General features: G+C 67.5%; 15 protein-coding genes. 8 read left to right on the forward strand and 7 right to left on the reverse strand.

Features of this window, described 5'->3' with window-relative positions:
• Positions 1–24 precede the first annotated feature (24 nt).
• Positions 25–1,701: a 4Fe-4S binding protein gene (locus tag NF4_RS32285; RefSeq protein WP_063131193.1), complete on the reverse strand. Its 1,677-nt coding sequence runs from the start codon at positions 1,699–1,701 to the stop codon at positions 25–27.
• Between the two features lie 176 nt (positions 1,702–1,877).
• Between NF4_RS32285 and NF4_RS32290 the strand changes: the two genes are divergently transcribed.
• Positions 1,878–2,369: a SixA phosphatase family protein gene (locus tag NF4_RS32290; RefSeq protein WP_063131194.1), complete on the forward strand. Its 492-nt coding sequence runs from the start codon at positions 1,878–1,880 to the stop codon at positions 2,367–2,369.
• Between the two features lie 3 nt (positions 2,370–2,372).
• Here NF4_RS32290 and NF4_RS32295 read toward each other — a convergent pair whose 3' ends face one another.
• Positions 2,373–2,573 (reverse strand): hypothetical protein, encoded by a 201-nt coding sequence (locus tag NF4_RS32295; protein WP_063131195.1) that lies wholly within the window; start codon positions 2,571–2,573, stop codon positions 2,373–2,375.
• 201 nt (positions 2,574–2,774) lie between these two features.
• Between NF4_RS32295 and NF4_RS32300 the strand changes: the two genes are divergently transcribed.
• The 4 genes from NF4_RS32300 to NF4_RS32315 all read left to right on the forward strand — a co-directional run bounded on the left by NF4_RS32300 (position 2,775) and on the right by NF4_RS32315 (position 5,664).
• Complete coding sequence (locus NF4_RS32300; RefSeq protein WP_063131196.1) at positions 2,775–3,080, forward strand: GNAT family N-acetyltransferase; 306 nt, start codon at positions 2,775–2,777, stop codon at positions 3,078–3,080.
• Positions 3,073–4,056, forward strand: coding sequence for a pirin family protein (locus NF4_RS32305; RefSeq protein WP_063131197.1), 984 nt, complete (start codon positions 3,073–3,075; stop codon positions 4,054–4,056). Before NF4_RS32300 ends, NF4_RS32305 begins: the two co-directional genes overlap by 8 nt.
• Positions 4,057–4,184: 128 nt before the next feature.
• Complete coding sequence (locus NF4_RS32310; protein ID WP_232330749.1) at positions 4,185–4,631, forward strand: MerR family transcriptional regulator; 447 nt, start codon at positions 4,185–4,187, stop codon at positions 4,629–4,631.
• A gap of 16 nt (positions 4,632–4,647) precedes the next feature.
• Entirely contained in the window at positions 4,648–5,664 is a 1,017-nt protein-coding gene (locus NF4_RS32315) for an aldo/keto reductase (protein WP_063131198.1), read from the forward strand.
• Here the strand turns inward: NF4_RS32315 and NF4_RS32320 are convergent.
• Positions 5,625–6,515 carry a helix-turn-helix transcriptional regulator gene (locus NF4_RS32320; RefSeq protein WP_063131199.1) on the reverse strand — a complete coding sequence of 297 codons (891 nt, stop codon included), beginning with the start codon at positions 6,513–6,515 and terminating at the stop codon, positions 5,625–5,627. The genes NF4_RS32315 and NF4_RS32320 overlap by 40 nt on opposite strands.
• A gap of 101 nt (positions 6,516–6,616) precedes the next feature.
• Here NF4_RS32320 and NF4_RS32325 point away from each other — a divergent pair, with 101 nt between their 5' ends.
• A complete protein-coding gene (locus NF4_RS32325) occupies positions 6,617–7,630 on the forward strand; it encodes an aldo/keto reductase (protein ID WP_063131200.1) in 1,014 nt (337 codons plus the stop codon).
• 141 nt (positions 7,631–7,771) lie between these two features.
• Here the strand turns inward: NF4_RS32325 and NF4_RS32330 are convergent, their stop codons facing one another.
• A complete protein-coding gene (locus NF4_RS32330) occupies positions 7,772–8,164 on the reverse strand; it encodes a VOC family protein (protein ID WP_063131201.1) in 393 nt (130 codons plus the stop codon).
• Between the two features lie 86 nt (positions 8,165–8,250).
• Between NF4_RS32330 and NF4_RS32335 the strand changes: the two genes are divergently transcribed.
• Positions 8,251–8,712: a MarR family winged helix-turn-helix transcriptional regulator gene (locus NF4_RS32335; RefSeq protein ID WP_063131202.1), complete on the forward strand. Its 462-nt coding sequence runs from the start codon at positions 8,251–8,253 to the stop codon at positions 8,710–8,712.
• Positions 8,713–8,737: 25 nt separating this feature from the next.
• Here the strand turns inward: NF4_RS32335 and cynS are convergent, their stop codons facing one another.
• Positions 8,738–9,187 (reverse strand): cyanase, encoded by a 450-nt coding sequence (cynS, locus tag NF4_RS32340; RefSeq protein ID WP_063131203.1) that lies wholly within the window; start codon positions 9,185–9,187, stop codon positions 8,738–8,740.
• A gap of 250 nt (positions 9,188–9,437) precedes the next feature.
• Here cynS and NF4_RS32345 point away from each other — a divergent pair, with 250 nt between their 5' ends.
• Positions 9,438–10,355, forward strand: a complete 918-nt coding sequence (locus NF4_RS32345; RefSeq protein ID WP_084533735.1) for a formate/nitrite transporter family protein — start codon at positions 9,438–9,440, stop codon at positions 10,353–10,355.
• Here NF4_RS32345 and NF4_RS32350 read toward each other — a convergent pair.
• Together NF4_RS32350 and NF4_RS32355 are read right to left on the reverse strand one after the other, a co-directional pair.
• A complete protein-coding gene (locus NF4_RS32350) occupies positions 10,298–12,637 on the reverse strand; it encodes a hypothetical protein (protein WP_157120723.1) in 2,340 nt (779 codons plus the stop codon). The two genes, NF4_RS32345 and NF4_RS32350, sit on opposite strands and share 58 nt — an antisense overlap.
• 227 nt (positions 12,638–12,864) lie before the next feature.
• Entirely contained in the window at positions 12,865–16,818 is a 3,954-nt protein-coding gene (locus tag NF4_RS32355; protein ID WP_063131205.1) for a DNA-directed RNA polymerase subunit beta', read from the reverse strand.
• Positions 16,819–17,052 lie beyond the last annotated feature (234 nt).

Below are 17,052 nucleotides of genomic sequence, written 5' to 3' on the forward strand. Positions count from 1 at the left end.
AAGGCGCCGCCAAAAACACAGCCGTCAGCTACCGCCCTTGGCCGCCTGGAGCAGGTCGGCGAGGGTGGTGAACTTGACCCGGGGCCGGCCCGACTCCTTGCCGGCGCCGCGTTCGGCCTGGTCGATGGCTTTCCAGCCTACCCGGTCCACCAGGTCCGGCTGGCGTTCCTGGACCAAGGCGCGCAGTGCGTCCCGGTCGGCGGTAGGAGCGGCCAGCTTGCCCGCGATGAAGTCGGCGATCAGGCCCTCGACCGTTTCCTCGGAGTCGACCCGGTTGGAACCGATCACCCCGCGCGGGCCGCGTTTGATCCAGCCGCTGACGTACACACCGGTGAGCGGCAGGCCGTCGGGACCGATCACGCGACCGTGTTCGTTGGGGACCACGGCACGGTTGTCGTCGAAGGGCAGGTCCGGGACGGGCTGTCCGCGGTAGCCGATCGACCGCAGCACCAGCGAGGCCGGGAGGCTGCCGATCTCGCTGGTGGGGCGGGCGTTGAGGATTCCGTCCTCTTCCACCAGTTCGTTGCGGGCGTACTCCAGTGCTTCGACCTTGTCGGTGCCGGTGAGTGCGGTCGGGGCGGCCAGATACTTGAACACGATCCGTTTGTTGCCCTCGGCCGGCGGTTTCGCCGCGAATTCCTCGGCGAGCGCGTATTTCAGTTTCAGCGAGGGTTCGACGTCCGGGTGGTCGAGCAGCGCCTGCGAGGCCGGGTCGAGTTCCAGTTCGGCCGGGTCGATGACGATATCCACCCCGGCCAGGTGCGCCAGCGCCAGGAACTCCGGTGAGGTGTAGGCCGCCTGCAGCGGGCCGCGCCGGCCCAGCACCACGACCTCGCGAATATTGCTTCCGCGCAAGGCCGCCAGGGCGTGGTCGGCGATATCGGTTTTCGCCAGTTCGTCGGGGTTCACGGTCAGCACGCGGGCGACGTCGAGCGCGACATTGCCGTTGCCGACGATGATCGCCCGCTCACCGGAGAGGTCGAAGACCCGGTCGGCGTAGTCGGGGTGTCCGTTGTACCAGGCCACGAACTCGGTCGCGGAATGGCTGCCGGGCAGGTCCTCGCCCGGGATACCCATCCGCCGGTCCGAGGAGGCGCCCACCGCGTAGAGGACCGCATGGTGATGGGCCAGCAGTTCCTCGTGGGTGATGTGCTTACCGACTTCGACGTTCAAGTAGTACTGCAGGGTGTCGCGCCGGAACGCCGATTCGAACATGCCCGCGACCGTTTTGGTGCCGGGATGGTCGGGGGCCACCCCCGCGCGCACCAGACCCCACGGTGTGGGCAGCCGGTCGAACATCTCCACCTGGACATCGCAGCGCCGCAACAGTTCGTCGGCCGCGTAGGCGGCCGCCGGGCCGGCACCGACGATCGCGACCCGCAACGTACCCAGATCCTTGGGCGGCCGCACCGGGGTCGCGATCGGATCCAGGTTCGACTCCAGCGGATGCCGCTCGAACCAGGCCGCGTTGATCTCCCGGAAGCGGTCCAGCGACGCGGGCAGATCGTCCTCGGAGAAGATGGCCTCCACCGGGCACGCGTCGACACAGGCGCCGCAGTCGATGCAGGTGTCGGGGTCGATGTAGAGCATTTCGGTCGTGGCGAATTCCGGCTGATCCGGAGTCGGGCGGATGCAGTCGACCGGGCACTCGGAAACGCAGCTCGCGTCATTACAGCAACGCTGCGTGATTACGTAGGCCATATTTGTGCAGATCCTCGAGACTTATATGCGGGCTGGTGCCGTCCGGGTCGCGGGTGGCAGGGCGTGACGACTGAGCGTGGACCGGGATCACCGGGCCTACCTCTATTGTGACGCCGCTTTCAGTTTGCCTCGAGTGTGTTCTGGATCTCCGCACGGAGGGTGCCTACGGTGGTCCCATGGCTCGGACTCTGATCTTGATGCGGCACGGGAAATCGGCGTACCCGGCCGGAATCGAGGACCACGAGCGCCCGCTGGCGCCGCGCGGGCAGCGGGAGGCCGCATTGGCGGGCGCCTGGCTGCGGGCGAACCAGCCGCCGATCGACGCGGTGCGTTGTTCCACCGCGACCCGTACCCGGGAAACACTCGGCGCCACCGGTATCACCGCGCCGGTCGAGTTCGAGTCCGGGATCTACGAGGCCACGACCGACTATCTGTTCGAACTGATCGGGCTCACCGACCCCGCCGTCTCCACCCTGCTGGTGATCGGGCATGCGCCGGGCATGCCGTGGACGGCCTGGGACCTCGCGGCCGCGCACGATACCGAGGAGGCCCTGCGCTTGAGCCGCAAGTTCCCCACGTCCGCGCTGGCGGTGCTGCGCCTACCCGGCGAATGGGACCGGGTGGGCCCGGGTGCGGGCGACCTGGTGACCTTCCACGTACCGCGCTGATACTCAGCGCAGCAGTTTGCCGCCGAACACCGCGCCGGCGCCGAGCACGACGAGCAGCAGGAACGCCGCCCAGCCGCCGATCAGCCACCACACCAGACCGAACACCACGACGATCGGCGCCACCGCGATCGTGGTGATCACCGGGCTCTCCCTGACCGTGGCCCACGCCGAACGCGCCCGGACCCGGTCGATTTCCTTGGCCATCCCCCCAGGTTACGTGCCGAACCCCGGATGCGCTGGTGCTCGCGTGTTCCGGGCGGCGCCCCCCTGGACAAGGACGGGCCACGTCGCCCGTCCGAGCGCGCCGCCCGGGTCGCGTGCGGCTGAGTACGCTGGCGCTCGGCGGTACGACCCCAGGTCGTGGCGTCGTGAACAGATGGCCGAATACGGAAAGGAGCCGCGGAGATGACCGAAGCGACCGAGCAGAGCAAGGTGGTGCGCAACCCCGGCGAGAACCGTTACGAGGTGTGGTACGGCGCCGAACTGGCCGGTTTCGCCGAGTACACCGAGCGCGGCGGGGAAACCGTCTTCACCCACACCGAGATCGGACCGGAGTTCGGCGGTAAGGGGCTGGGCAGCCGGCTGGCCGAGTTCGCGATCTCCGACACCGTGGACCGCGGGCGCAGGATCCGGCCCGAGTGCGCGTTCATCCGGAGCTATCTGGAGAAGCATCCGCAGTACAACGAGCACGTGGTCGGCGGCGGTGAGTGACCTCGATCCGCACCCCACCGAGACCCTGTGCGAGCCGGGAGTCGGACCGGGTCCGATAACGCGGCTGTATCCGGCCCGGGAGGTGCCGCTGGGTGGCGTACGCGGCACCTATGTGGAACGGACCCTGCCGCAGCGGGAACTGCCGACCGTCGGAGCCTGGTGTTTCCTGGACTATTTCGGCGCTCCGACGGTGACCGTCACCGACGCGCCGCCGGATATCGATCCGCATCCGCATATCGGTCTGCAGACCGTCACCTGGCCGTTCGAGGGAATGATCCGGCACCGGGATTCGGTGCGCTCGGATGTGCGCATCGAACCCGGCCAGCTCAATCTGATGACCTCCGGGCGCGGGATCGCCCACTCGGAGTACACGGTGCCCGAGGCACCCGCCGGGCGCGGGCTGCAATTGTGGGTCGCGCTGCCGGCGGGGCACCGCGATATCGCTCCCCATTTCGAACAGCACCGGAACCTGCCCGTCCACACCGCCCCGGGCCTGCGAGCGACCGTACTGCTGGGTTCGCTGGCCGGGGTGACCTCGCCGGCAACGATCTACACCCCCTTGGTGGGGGCCGATATCGAGATCGATCCCGCGACCGCGTCCACATTGCCGCTGGAGCCGGAGTACGAGTACGCACTGCTGGCGATCGAGGACACAGTCACCGCCGCCGGTTGCGAGCTCACGCCGGGCCCGCTGCTGTATCTGGGCACCGGCCGCGACAGCCTCGACCTGTCCAGCGACTCCGGCGGCCGGTTCGCCCTGATCGGCGGGGAGCCGCTCGCGGAGGAATTGGTGATGTGGTGGAACTTCGTCGCGCGCGAGCACGCGGAGATCGTGGCGGCCCGCACGGATTGGGAGTCGCACAACACCGAGCGTTTCGGTGATATCACCGGCCACACCCCGGACCAGCGGATTCCGGCGCCGCCGATGCCCGGTGGGCAGCTGAGGCCCCGCGCCCGGCGGCCACACGGCAACTGATCCACCGATCAGCGCTTGCTTGGAGTCCACTCCAGGTGGATAACGTTGTCCTCGTTCGACGAGAGGATATCGAGCGCCACACGGAAGCCTCTGTGGCGCAATAGTTTTCGGCAAGGAGAGTAGTCGGCGTGAGTATCACCGAACCCGGCCCGGACGTCACCGACCCGGCTCGGGATCTCCCCCGGCATTCGATCGGGGCGGCGGCCCGGCACTGCGGTCTGAGCCAGGACACGCTGCGCTGGTACGAGCGCATCGGCCTGCTGGCCCATATCGGCCGCGACCACACCGGCAAACGCCGGTTCAGTGACCGCGACCTGGACTGGCTGACGCTGATCACCCGGTTGCGCACCACCGGTATGACGGTGGCGGACATGATCCGGTACGCCGAACTGGTCCGCGCCGGCGCGAGCACGATCCCCGAACGGCTCGCGATGTTCCGCAAGACCCGCGCCGACGTCCTCGAACGTATCGCCGAACTCGAACAGACCGTGGCGGTGCTGGATCACAAGATCTCGCTCTACGAGCAGCACGTCCCCGGCGACGCCACCCGGTCACCGGACAACGCAGCATCGTGAAGGGATACCCGAAACCATGACCACCTCCGCAGTACTGCCGACCGCTCCGCTGGGCACCACCGAGATCCGGGTGGGTGTCCAGGGGCTGGGCTGCATGGGTATGAGCGAGTTCTACGGCCCCACCGACCGCGCGGAATCCCGCGCGACCCTGGACCGCGCCCTGGAACTCGGCATCACCCTGTTCGACACCGCCGATATCTACGGCTCCGGCGACAACGAGGAGTTCCTGAGCGATTTCGTCCGCGCCAACCGGGACCGGATCGTGCTGGCCACCAAATTCGCGATCGTCCGCAAGGCCGACGACCCGCACTACCGCGGTATCGACAATTCACCCGACTACATCCGCCGGGCCGTCGACGCCAGCCTGCGCCGCCTCGGCACCGACACCATCGACCTGTACTACATGCACCGGCGCGATCCCGAGGTACCGATCGAGGACAGTGTGGGTGCCATGGCGGAGCTGGTGCACGCGGGGAAGGTGCGCGCGCTCGGCCTGTCCGAGGTCACCGGGGCGGAACTACGCGCCGCGCATGCGGTCCATCCGATCGCGGCGGTGCAGTCGGAGTGGTCGCTGTTCTCCCGCGACGTCGAGCGTACGGCGGTGCCCGCCGCCGCCGAACTGGGCGTCACATTCGTGCCCTATTCACCGCTGGGCCGCGGTTTCCTCACCGGAGCCCTGCCCGGCACCGACGCCCTGAGCGAGGGCGATTTCCGGCGGCATATGCCACGTTTCACCGGCGACAACGCCGCACACAACGCCGCCCTCCTCGCACCGTTGCACGCCATCGCCGAAGCGCGCGAACTCACGCCCGCCCAGATCGCGCTGGCCTGGGTGCAGTCGCGGGGACAGGTCCACGGACTGCCGGTGGTACCCATTCCCGGCACCCGCCGCCGGACCCGGCTCGCGGAGAACGCCGCCGCGGCCGCGGTCACCCTGACCGCGGCGGAACTGGACCGGCTGGAACCGATCGCCGGCCAGGTGGCCGGACCGCGCTATGCGGATATGTCGTTCACCTCGGCTGGTCGCGAGTAGGACGGCCGCTCCGGCGCATCCAGCCGCTGAGTGCCGATGACGCGCAGCAGTTCCATCTTCTCCGCGGCATCGGTACCCGGCAGCGGCCAGTAGATGAGCAGCCGCTGGGTGGCGTTGGGCGTGAGCATGGTCTCGCAGAACATGTCGATCACGCCGACCTCCGGGTGCACGGCACTCTTGGTGTCGGAGTGCCGGACCGCCACCTCGTGCTCGGTCCAGAGCCGCTCGAACTCCGGACTCCTCGCCCGTAGCGCGCCGATGAACTCGATGACGTCCGGGTCCTTCGGCCGCCGCGCGGCGGTGGCCCGTAGATCGGCCACCTGTACGCGGGCGAGCCGGTCGGTGTCCTGCACCCGGGCGATCGCCCGGGCTTCCGGTTCGGTGAACCATCGCCAGGCATAGAACCGGTTCCAGCCCTGCTGTTCGGCCTGGTCGCCGAAGAGCAGGGTGTGCATCCGGTTCTGCACCAGGCATTCGCCGAGATCGGTGATCACCGCCGCCGGGATATCGTCCAGTTTCGCGAGCACGTGCATCAGCCCCGGGCCGACATGTTTGTCGGTCCGGCGGCCGCCGGGCGGCGCGTGTTCGCACAGGAGATAGATGTGATCGCGTTCGTCGGCGGTACAGCGCAGCGCACGGGTCAGGGCGGCGAGCACCTGGGTCGACGGCCGGGGCCCGCGCGCCTGTTCCAGCCGCGTGTAGTAATCGGTGGAGATGCCGGCCAGCTGCGCCACTTCGTCGCGGCGCAGGCCCGGGGTCCGACGGCGGGTACCCGGGGGCAGCCCCACCGCCTCGGTGGTGAGTTGTTCCCGGCGGCGACGGAGGAAATCGGCGAGTTCGCTGCGATCCATACCTCCACTGTCGCGTACCGCCGCGCGGTGAGCCAGGGATCGCCGCTCCCCCGATAAAGCGTCTCTGCCGCGAGCGGGATGGGTCCACCACGGTGGTCTGTATGACGAATACACAGATCGCAGTCGCGCAGCTGGGCAATACCGGGCCGACGGTCGGGCGAATCGTGCTGGGCGCGATGGGGATGTCGGGTGCCTACGGCCCCGCCGACGAGACCGAATCGACGGCCACCGTGCACGCCGCACTCGATTCCGGCGCCCGGCTCGTCGATACCGGCGATTTCTACGGTATGGGCCACAACGAGTTGCTGGTGGGCCGGGCGATCGCCGCCCGCCCCCGGGACGAAACGATCCTCAGCGTGAAGTTCGGCGGCATGATCGGACCGGACGGCACCTGGCAGGGATTCGACAGCCGTCCGGCCGCGCTGCGCAATTTCCTGAGCTACAGCCTGCGCCGGCTCGGGGTCGACCATGTCGACATCTACCGTCCGGCGCGGCTGGACCCGGCGGTACCGATCGAGGACACCGTCGGCGCCATCGCCGAACTCGTCGAGGCGGGGTATGTGCGGCATATCGGCCTGTCCGAAGTCGGCGCCGAAACATTGCGCCGGGCGGCCGCGGTACACCCGATCACCGATCTGCAGATCGAGTACTCGCTGTTCTCACGCGGGATCGAGGCGGAGATTCTGCCCGTGTGCCGCGAACTCGGTATCGGGATCACCGCCTATGGGGTGCTCTCCCGCGGGCTGCTCAGTGATACGGCTCCCGGCCGCAGCACCGGGTTCGGACAGACGGACTACCGCGCCCACACTCCGCGCTTCCAGGGCGACAACCTCGCCGCCAACCTGAACCTGGTGGACGCGCTCGCCGCCCTCGCGCGGCGTCACGGCGTCTCCACCGCCCAGCTGGCCATCGCCTGGGTACTGAGTCGCGGCGACGATATCGTTCCGGTGATCGGGGCACGCACCCGGAGCCGGTGGTCGGAGGCGCTCGGCGCGCTCGATATCGCGCTCACCGCGGCCGAGACCGCCGCGATCGAGGCCGCGGTACCGGCCGCGGCGGTGGCGGGTAGCCGGTACGCGGAGGCGCAGATGAGCGCCCTCGACAGCGAGCGCTGAACCGGGCCTTCGCGAGGCCATGTCCCGCCGGAACGCATCGGGCCCGGCGGGAGTACCGGATCCGGCTCTGCTTCTCCGTTACCACCATGCCCGCGTCCCCGAGCAGCCGGATGCGCTTCTCGATGCCGGTGGCACGCGCTGTCAACTGGCCACGGTGAACATTTCGTAGCTGTGCCCTTCCGGCGAGCGGACGTACACACCGCGACCACCGCCCAGGTGGTTGATATCCCGGTCCCAGCCGCTCCCGGGCCCCGACCCGTACTCGACAGCCGGCCATTGCGCCAGCTGTCGCAGTACGGCGTCGAAGGTGGCCTCGTCGACCAGGAAGCCGTAGTGCCCCGGCTCGACGCGGCCGCGGTCGTCGAAATCGAACGTCAGATCCTCGTTCACCCGCACCGGCACGAACGGGCCGGCCGGGTCGCCCACCGCCAACCCCATGAGCTCGGCGAAGAACGTCGCCCCCGCCACGCGATCCGACACAGGCACGATGGTGTGGTCGAGCACGATGCGCGGGGTGTTACTCGGGTCGGACATGGGACCCTCCTCTCGATTACATGCGTTACACATACAATGTACATGCGTATCGCACGGAAATTTTTGAAGAGGATAGATTGGTCCATATGAGCGGCAGCTCCTCCCCCGCGGACGGCGGGCCCGCCCTGTTCCGCCTGGTTCGGTTCTGGTCCCGGCGCTGGATACAGCGCGGCGCCGGGGGGCAGAGCGCGGAGCTGGGCAACGCTCAGCACGTCCAGGTCGTGGAGGCGGTGGCCGGTGCCGCCGATGCCTCGGACGAGGCGACCATCACCGCGGTCGCCCATCAGCTCGGCCTCGATCATTCCGGAGCCAGCCGGATGGTCCGCGACGCCACCACCGCCGGTTACCTCTCACGCCGCGAATCCGACCTGGACCGGCGCCGCACCGCCCTGTACCTCACCCCGGCGGGTATCCGCCTGCTGGCCGACGCCCACGATTGGCAACGGCAGGTATTCGACCGGCTCACCGACGACTGGTCCCCCGCCGACCGCCGCCGGTTCGCCGGCTACCTCCAGCGGCTCGCCGAGGAACTACCGCACAACCAGTGAGACCCGCTCGGGTGGTGGTCCCGGATCACCACCGGTAGTCGAGGAACTTCCCGTCGAAGGTGATGACCACCCGGTCGCCGTCGGGGTCGGGACGGCGGGCGAAATCGACCTTGAAGTTGATGGCGCTCATGATCCCGTCACCGAACTCCTCGTGGATGAGTTCCTTCAACGCGGGCCCGTACACCGAGAGCGCCTCCACGAAGCGATAGATCGTCGGATCGCTCATCAGCGCCGGATCGGCGCCGCGGGCCGGCTGCAACGCCAGGCTTTCGGCCACCGAATCGTCCAGCCCGAGCAAGCCGCAGACCTTGCCCGCCTGCTCCGCCGTCATCGGATGCTGCCCGAGCAACGCCGCGGTCGTCCAGACCAGCGGAGCACCGAGAGCGTCGGCGATATCGGCCCAGGACAGCCCCCGGCGGATACGGGCGGCGACAACGAGGTCGGCGGCCGCGCGCTTACTCATGATCGGTTCCATACGAGACTCCTAGCATCGGGAAACATCGAAAGCCTCCCATCGCCGAACACGCCGAACCGAATCGGTATCACAATGTTTACGTCCGAGACATCATGATCGGCGTGGCCGTCCCACAAGGTCACGCGCGAGGCACATACCGCCGCAAAGATCCGGTGAGGGCCCGGTAACACGGGTGCGCTCGGCACGATACGGGCGGGAAATCTCGGCATCGCACACTTCGGCACGAAAGACCACAACCGAAGGGCGTGCCATGTCTTATCTCAAACCAGCGGACTTCGTGAAAGAAATGATCGACGCCGGCGAAGCGAAGGCATTCATGTCCACGCGCGACACCGTGATCCGCGCCTATATGGCCGGGGCGATCCTGGCGCTCGCCGCGGCCTTCGCGGTCACCATCACGGTGCAGACCGGCCAGCCGCTACTCGGGGCGGTCCTGTTCCCGGTGGGTTTCTGCATGCTCTACCTACTCGGATTCGACCTGCTCACCGGCGTGTTCACCCTGGTACCGCTGGCCTGGCTGGACCGGCGGCCCGGTGTGACCTGGCGAGCCCTGCTGCGCAACTGGGGTCTGGTGTTCACCGGCAACTTCCTCGGCGCGTTCACCGTCGCGATCATGATGGCGGTCATCGTGACCATGGGTTTCTCGATGGACCCCAACGAAGTCGGACAGAAACTCGGTGAAATCGGCGTCTCGCGCACGGTCGGTTACGCCGATCACGGTGCCGCGGGAATGCTCACCCTCTTCATTCGCGGTGTGCTCTGCAATTGGATGGTCTCCACCGGTGTGGTCGCGGCGATGATGTCGACCTCGGTGTCCGGGAAGGTCATCGCCATGTGGATGCCCATCATGTTGTTCTTTTATATGGGGTTCGAGCATTCGATCGTCAATATGTTCCTGTTCCCCTCCGGGCTGCTCCTCGGCGGCGATTTCTCGATCGGTGATTACCTGATCTGGAACGAGATCCCCACGGTGATCGGCAATCTGGTGGGCGGTCTGGCGTTCGTCGGCCTGACCCTCTACGCGACCCACGCGCGCACTGCCGCGCCCCGGCCGCGTGCGGACGGATCCACCGTTTCCGACTCCGCGACGGCCGTCACGGATTCGGCGACTCAGCCCCCGGCAGCGAAGGCGGACGCGGGCGCGCGGGTCGCTTCGGCGGCCCAGTAGTCGGTATCGACGGCCGCGTTCTGCGCGGCGAAGAAGCGGCGGCGGCTCTCGGGATCGGTAGGGTTCAGGACGAAATCGGTCATCGCGGTGGAAACCCGTTGCGCGTGTTCGTCTCCGATCCAGCGCAGAATCCGGGAGGCGTCCGCCTCCGAGTAAGCGGCCGTCTCCTCGCCGGCCGCGACCTTCTGGATCTGGTTCAGCTTCTCCCGTGACGGCGCGGCCAGATATTCCGCACCGGCCCGCTGCGCCGCGCCTTCCAGTCGGAGCCCCTCCCGTCCGAGCGAGTAGGCGAGAACAGCGCGCTCCAGCTCGGCGTGGGCGGCCGGGGTATTCATCGCCGAGGCGTAGTGGGAGGCCGCGACGACTTCGGCCAGGTTCTTGTCGGCCAGCGACACATCGCTCCCGTGTTTCACCACGTAACCCCGCGCTTCCACCGCGCGCTGGATCATGTCCTCGTCGGTGAAGCCGGCGCCGCGCAGCGAAGCGGCGACCTGCCCGAGGAATCCGCCCCCGTCGACCAGTACGCCGTCGACCGCGGCCGCCGCACCCCGCGTTGTGTTCACCCCGCCGCGACCGGCGTCACGGGCGACGGCCGCCGCATCGCGGGCGGCGTGCGAGAGATGTAGTCGATCCAGGTAGGCGTGCGTGGCCAGCCCATCTGGACCACCGGCCTTCTCACCGTTCCATCGAGCATTCCACACACCCCACTGGTCGAGCATCGCGCTCTGCCGTTTCATCGAATGCGGTTCCAGCGGTGATACCCGGTTGAACAGCCAGGCCGATGCCGGGTTGTTGTTCAAGGTTGAGAGTGCGGCGGCACCGGCGAGCAACCCGAGTCCCGGTACGCCGGAGTGGGCGAGTCCGCTGGAACCCATACCGAGTGCCGTGCCGCCGCCGGCCCCGCCCGCACCGCCTCCACCCGGCGCCTGTTGCAGAGCGAGGGAGAACCGGTTGACGATCCACTCGTTGCCCTGGCGCAGCGCGGCCGCGAACCGCCGGAACTGGAGCAGGCCCACGACTTCGACCACCGCGGCCAGGATCAGTACCACCGTCGCCTGGCCGCGGGCCTGGTCGAACAGGTTGCCGAGGAACAGCACATACAAACCCAGATAGATGACATAGGCCGCCATCACCACGGCACCGTAGAAACTGTCCACGAGATTGCGCACCAGAAAGGTCTGCGTGGGACCGTAGACGAAGCCGCCCGCCGCGAAACCGAAGATCGCCGCGAAACCGTGGAAAACCGAATCGAGAGCGGCCCAGATGATCTTGACCGAGAGATAGGCCCCGAACGCGAGCAGGATGCCGGCACAGAGCAGCACGACCAGCCCCGAACCGACCTGCCCCATGGTCGGGTTCAGCGCCGCCTGGTGCGCCGCCAGATCACCGCAGCTGCGCAGCCCGGATGCCAGAGCCGAATCCGAACCCGACCGCACCCCGGCCGACCACACGGCCGCGCAGCCGGGCCGGTCGTCGACCACATGCCCGAAGTTCCACACCTGGACTTGCCGCCGAGCGAAATTGTCGGCCATGTTCACCTGCATCGTCGCCACCAGTCCGGTGGGGTCGCTGTACGCGTGCCCGGTGAGTCCGGCAGCCACCGCGATACCGAGATCGCGCCCCTGCGACATCAGCCCGTGCGAGGAAAGTACATCCTCGAGCGGTTGGGCCATGAAGATCGGGCCGATCACGGCGACCCCGACCATCGTGACCGCCTGGGTCGCGGCCCGCGCGTGGTGACCGCGTAATACGAACCACGCCACGATGAACGCACCGAGTGACGCCGCGACGAGAAGCACCATCGGGATACCGATCTGCGCGTGCAGGCTGCGAGCGACTCCGGACAGCGCGTCGCCGAACGGATCGAGCCAGTGAAAGCTCATCGTGTAGCCGATCACCCAGATCGCACTGGTCACGATGACGATATAGCCGGCGAATTCGAGCCCGAGCACCACCGAGATGGCCGTCTCCAGCGGCTCGAAGATACTGCCGTGTGTGGTGACGAATCGATAGTGGGTCAGTTCGACGCCGCTGGAATCGCGGATGTTCATCCAGTTCAGTGCCGGGAAACCGGCGGTCGCCACCGATTCGGAGTCCCCGGTCGCGGCCAGGGCGGCCGCCCCGAGCATTGCGGGGAGCACGAACAGGACCGTGCCGATCACCGCGAGCCGCCGGAACCATCGGCGGCGACGCGCCGGCTTCGTAACCTCCGCGCTGCCGCTCTTCGGACGCGCCCCACGTGCCCGAATACCACGTGCAAGCTGGGTGATTCGCGATGTCATGAGCCCTCCGGCGGTCGTCGGTCCGGCCACTGTTCGACGACTCCGGCAGACAGTGCGCTGCAACGCTATTCACCAAAGTTCGGACGAACGACGTTTGAGCGCAATGTGATCGAAATGCCCGGTTCATATTCCCACCGCTGAACCGACCCGGCGGATAGCGCGGCCCGGAACGCAATTCGGCCCCGCACCGAAGCGGTGCGGGGCCGAACGCTGTTGCTACCTACCGGCTACCGGTAGTCGCTGAAACCGTAATCGTCCAGCGGGACCGCGGCACCGGTGGAGGCACCGAAGCCCTCCGGGCTGTAGTAGGTGTCGTCGTAGGACGGCACCGCGTACGCCGCGGCACGCGCTTCCTCGGTCGGCTGAACCTGGATGTTGCGGTACCGGTTGATCCCGGTACCGGCCGGGATCAGCTTACCGATGATCACGTTCTCCTTGAGGCCGATGAGCCGGTCGGAGCGGCAGTTGATCGCCGCGTCCGTCAGGACTCGGGTGGTCTCCTGGAAGGACGCCGCCGACAGCCACGAATCGGTGGCCAGCGACGCCTTGGTGATACCCATCAGCACCGGACGACCCGCCGCGGGCTCGTTGCCTTCGGCGACCACGCGACGGTTGGATGCCTCGAACTCCGAACGCTCGGTCAGCGAACCGGGCAGGAACTCGGTGGCGCCCGAATCGATGATCGTCACCCGGCGCAGCATCTGGCGGACGATGACCTCGATGTGCTTGTCGTGGATGGACACACCCTGGCTCCGGTAGACCTCCTGGACCTCGTGGACCAGGTGGATCTGGACCTGCCGGGGGCCCATCACGCGCAGCACCTCGTGCGGATCCGCCGCGCCCTCCAGCAACTGCTGGCCGACCTCGACGTGATCGCCGTCGGAGAGCAGCCGCTCGGTACCGTCGTCGTGCTTGAACACGCGCAGCCGCTGACGCTTGGACAGCTTGTCGTAGACCACATCGTCCCCGCCGTCGTCGGGAATGATGGTGATCTTGTAGAAGCGGTCGTCGTCCTCCAGCCGCACCCGGCCCGAGACCTCCGCGATCGGCGCCTTGCCCTTGGGCACCCGAGCCTCGAAGAGCTCCTGCACACGGGGCAGACCGCCGGTGATGTCGTCACCCGCGACACCACCCTGGTGGAAGGTACGCATGGTCAGCTGGGTACCGGGCTCACCGATGGACTGCGCGGCGACGATACCGACGGCCTCGCCGATATCGACGAGCTTGCCGGTGGCCATCGAGCGGCCGTAGCAGGTCGCGCAGACTCCGGTGCCGGTGGTGCAGGTCAGCACGGAGCGAACCTTCACCTCGGTGATACCGGCGTCCAGCAACGCCTCGATCGCGGGATCGCCCAGGTCCGCGCCCTTGGTGACCACGACGTTGCCGCTCTCGTCGAGCGCGTCGGCGGCCAGGGTGCGGGCATAGGCCGAGGTCTCCACGTGCGGGTCCCGGATGAGCAGGCCGTCGGGCTGCTTCTCCGCGATGTGCACGGTGATACCGCGTTCGGTGCCGCAGTCGTGCTCGCGCACGATCACGTCCTGCGAGACGTCCACCAGACGACGGGTCAGGTAGCCCGAGTCGGCGGTACGCAGCGCGGTGTCGGCCAGACCCTTACGAGCACCGTGGGTGTTGATGAAGTACTCCAGCACCGTCAGGCCCTCACGGAAGGAGGACTTGATCGGCCGCGGGATGAACTCACCCTTCGGGTTCGTCACCAGGCCCTTCATACCGGCGAGGGTACGGGTCTGGGTGAAGTTACCCGTGGCGCCCGAATCGACGATCGTGATGATCGGGTTGTCGGCCGGGTAGTGCGCGCGCAGCGCCCTACCGACCTCTTCGGTCGCTTCCTGCCAGATCTTGACCAGGGCGTTGTTGCGCTCCTGGTGATCGAGCGCACCACGCTGGTACTTCTTCTCGATCTGGTCGGACTGCGCCTCGTAGCGCTCCATGATCTCGGCCTTCTCCGGCGGAACGAGCACGTCCGACATGGAGACGGTGACACCCGAACGCGTGGCCCAGTAGAAGCCGGCGTCCTTGAGCTTGTCGACGGTCTGCGCGACCACGATCATCGGGTAGCGCTCGGCGAGATCGTTGATGATCGTCGCCTGCCGCTTCTTCGGCATCGGCTCGTTGATGAACGCGTAGTCACCCGGGAGCAGTTCGTTGAACAGCACCCGGCCCAGGGTGGTCAGGGTGGTCCACGCGTCACCGCGCCGCCAGCCCTCCGGGAACAGTTCCGCCTCGACGTCCTTGGGCGGACGCTGATCGGTCAGCCGCACCTTGATGGTCGACCGCACGGTGAGCTCGCCGCGGTCCACCGCCATCTGTGCTTCGGCCGGCGAGGAGTACACGCCCTGCTCCGGGCCGTCGGCCGTCGCGGGCTGGTACTCGCCCTTGGCGCCTTCGTCGAGCCGGGTCAGGTAGTACAGACCCGTCACCATGTCCAGACGCGGCATGGCCAGCGGGCGACCCGACGCCGGGGACAGGATGTTGTTCGAGGACAGCATCAGGATGCGGGCCTCGGCCTGCGCCTCCGCGGACAGCGGCAGGTGCACGGCCATCTGGTCACCGTCGAAGTCGGCGTTGAACGCCTCACAGACCAGTGGGTGCAGCTGGATGGCCTTACCCTCGACCAGCTGCGGCTCGAAGGCCTGGATACCGAGGCGGTGCAGGGTGGGCGCACGGTTCAGCAGCACCGGGTGCTCGGCGATGACCTCTTCGAGGACATCCCACACCTGCGGCCGCTGCCGCTCGACCATCCGCTTGGCGGATTTGATGTTCTGCGCGTGGTTCAGGTCGACCAGCCGCTTCATCACGAAGGGCTTGAACAGCTCCAGCGCCATCAGCTTGGGCAGACCGCACTGGTGCAGTTTCAGCTGCGGGCCGACGACGATGACCGAACGGCCGGAGTAGTCGACACGCTTTCCGAGCAGGTTCTGCCGGAAACGACCCTGCTTACCCTTGAGCAGATCGCTCAGGGACTTCAGCGGGCGGTTACCCGGGCCGGTGACCGGCCGGCCGCGACGGCCGTTGTCGAACAGTGCGTCGACGGACTCCTGCAGCATCCGCTTCTCGTTGTTGACGATGATCTCGGGGGCACCGAGGTCGATCAGTCGCTTGAGGCGGTTGTTGCGGTTGATGACGCGCCGGTAGAGGTCGTTCAGGTCGGAGGTGGCGAAGCGGCCACCGTCGAGCTGCACCATCGGCCGCAGCTCCGGCGGGATCACCGGAACGGCGTCGAGCACCATGCCCATCGGCGAGTTGCCGTTGGACTGGAACGCCGCGACGACCTTGAGCCGCTTGAGCGCGCGCAGCTTCTTCTGGCCCTTACCGCTGCGGATGGTCTCGCGCAGGTTCTCGGCCTCGGCCTCGATATCGAAGTTCTCCATCAGCTTCTGGATGGACTCCGCGCCCATCGCGCCGGTGAAGTACTCGCCGTAGCGGTCGGTGAGCTCGCGATAGAGCACCTCGTCCACGATCAGCTGCTTGGGGGCCAGCTTGGTGAAGGTGTTCCAGATCTCCTCGAGCCGGTCCAGCTCACGCTGGGCGCGGTCGCGGAGCTGCTTCATCTCGCGCTCGCCGCCGTCCTTGACCTTGCGGCGGACATCGGACTTCGCGCCCTCGGCCTCGAGCTCGGCCAGATCGGCCTCGAGTTTCTGGGCCCGGGCCTCGAGGTCGGCGTCGCGCTGATCGGTGACGGTCTTCTTCTCGACCTCCATCTCGGCCTCGAGAGTCGACAGCTCGTTGTGCCGCATCTCGTCGTCGACGGCGGTGATGACGTAGGCGGCGAAGTAGATGATCTTTTCCAGATCCTTCGGCGCCAGGTCGAGCAGGTAGCCGAGGCGGCTCGGCACACCCTTGAAGTACCAGATGTGGGTGACCGGGGCGGCCAGCTCGATATGGCCCATCCGCTCACGGCGCACCTTCGCGCGGGTCACCTCGACGCCACAGCGTTCACAGATGATGCCCTTGAAGCGGACGCGCTTGTACTTACCGCAGTAGCACTCCCAGTCCCGGGTGGGACCGAAGATCTTCTCGCAGAACAAGCCGTCCTTCTCCGGCTTGAGTGTGCGGTAGTTGATGGTCTCCGGTTTCTTCACCTCGCCGTAGGACCACTGGCGGATGTCGTCGGCGGTGGCGAGGCCGATCCGGAGTTCATCGAAGAAGTTGACGTCTAGCACGTAACTTCCTTTCCCCTGTGCGGGTCGAATACGAGCAAAAGTTCTCTATTGGATTCGAACGCGGTGGCCGGGTGCCGAGCCGTAATTCGTCACGGCACCCGGCCAACGCCCTAGTTCGCCAGATCGTCGACGGTGGCCGCTTCGTTCCGGGACAGGTTGATGCCCAGGTTGGCCGCCGCCCGCTCGAGATCCTCGTCGTCGCCGTCGCGCATCTCGATCGCGGCGCCGTCGGAG

Source organism: Nocardia fusca NBRC 14340, from assembly GCF_001618425.1.
Classification (GTDB): domain Bacteria; phylum Actinomycetota; class Actinomycetes; order Mycobacteriales; family Mycobacteriaceae; genus Nocardia; species Nocardia fusca.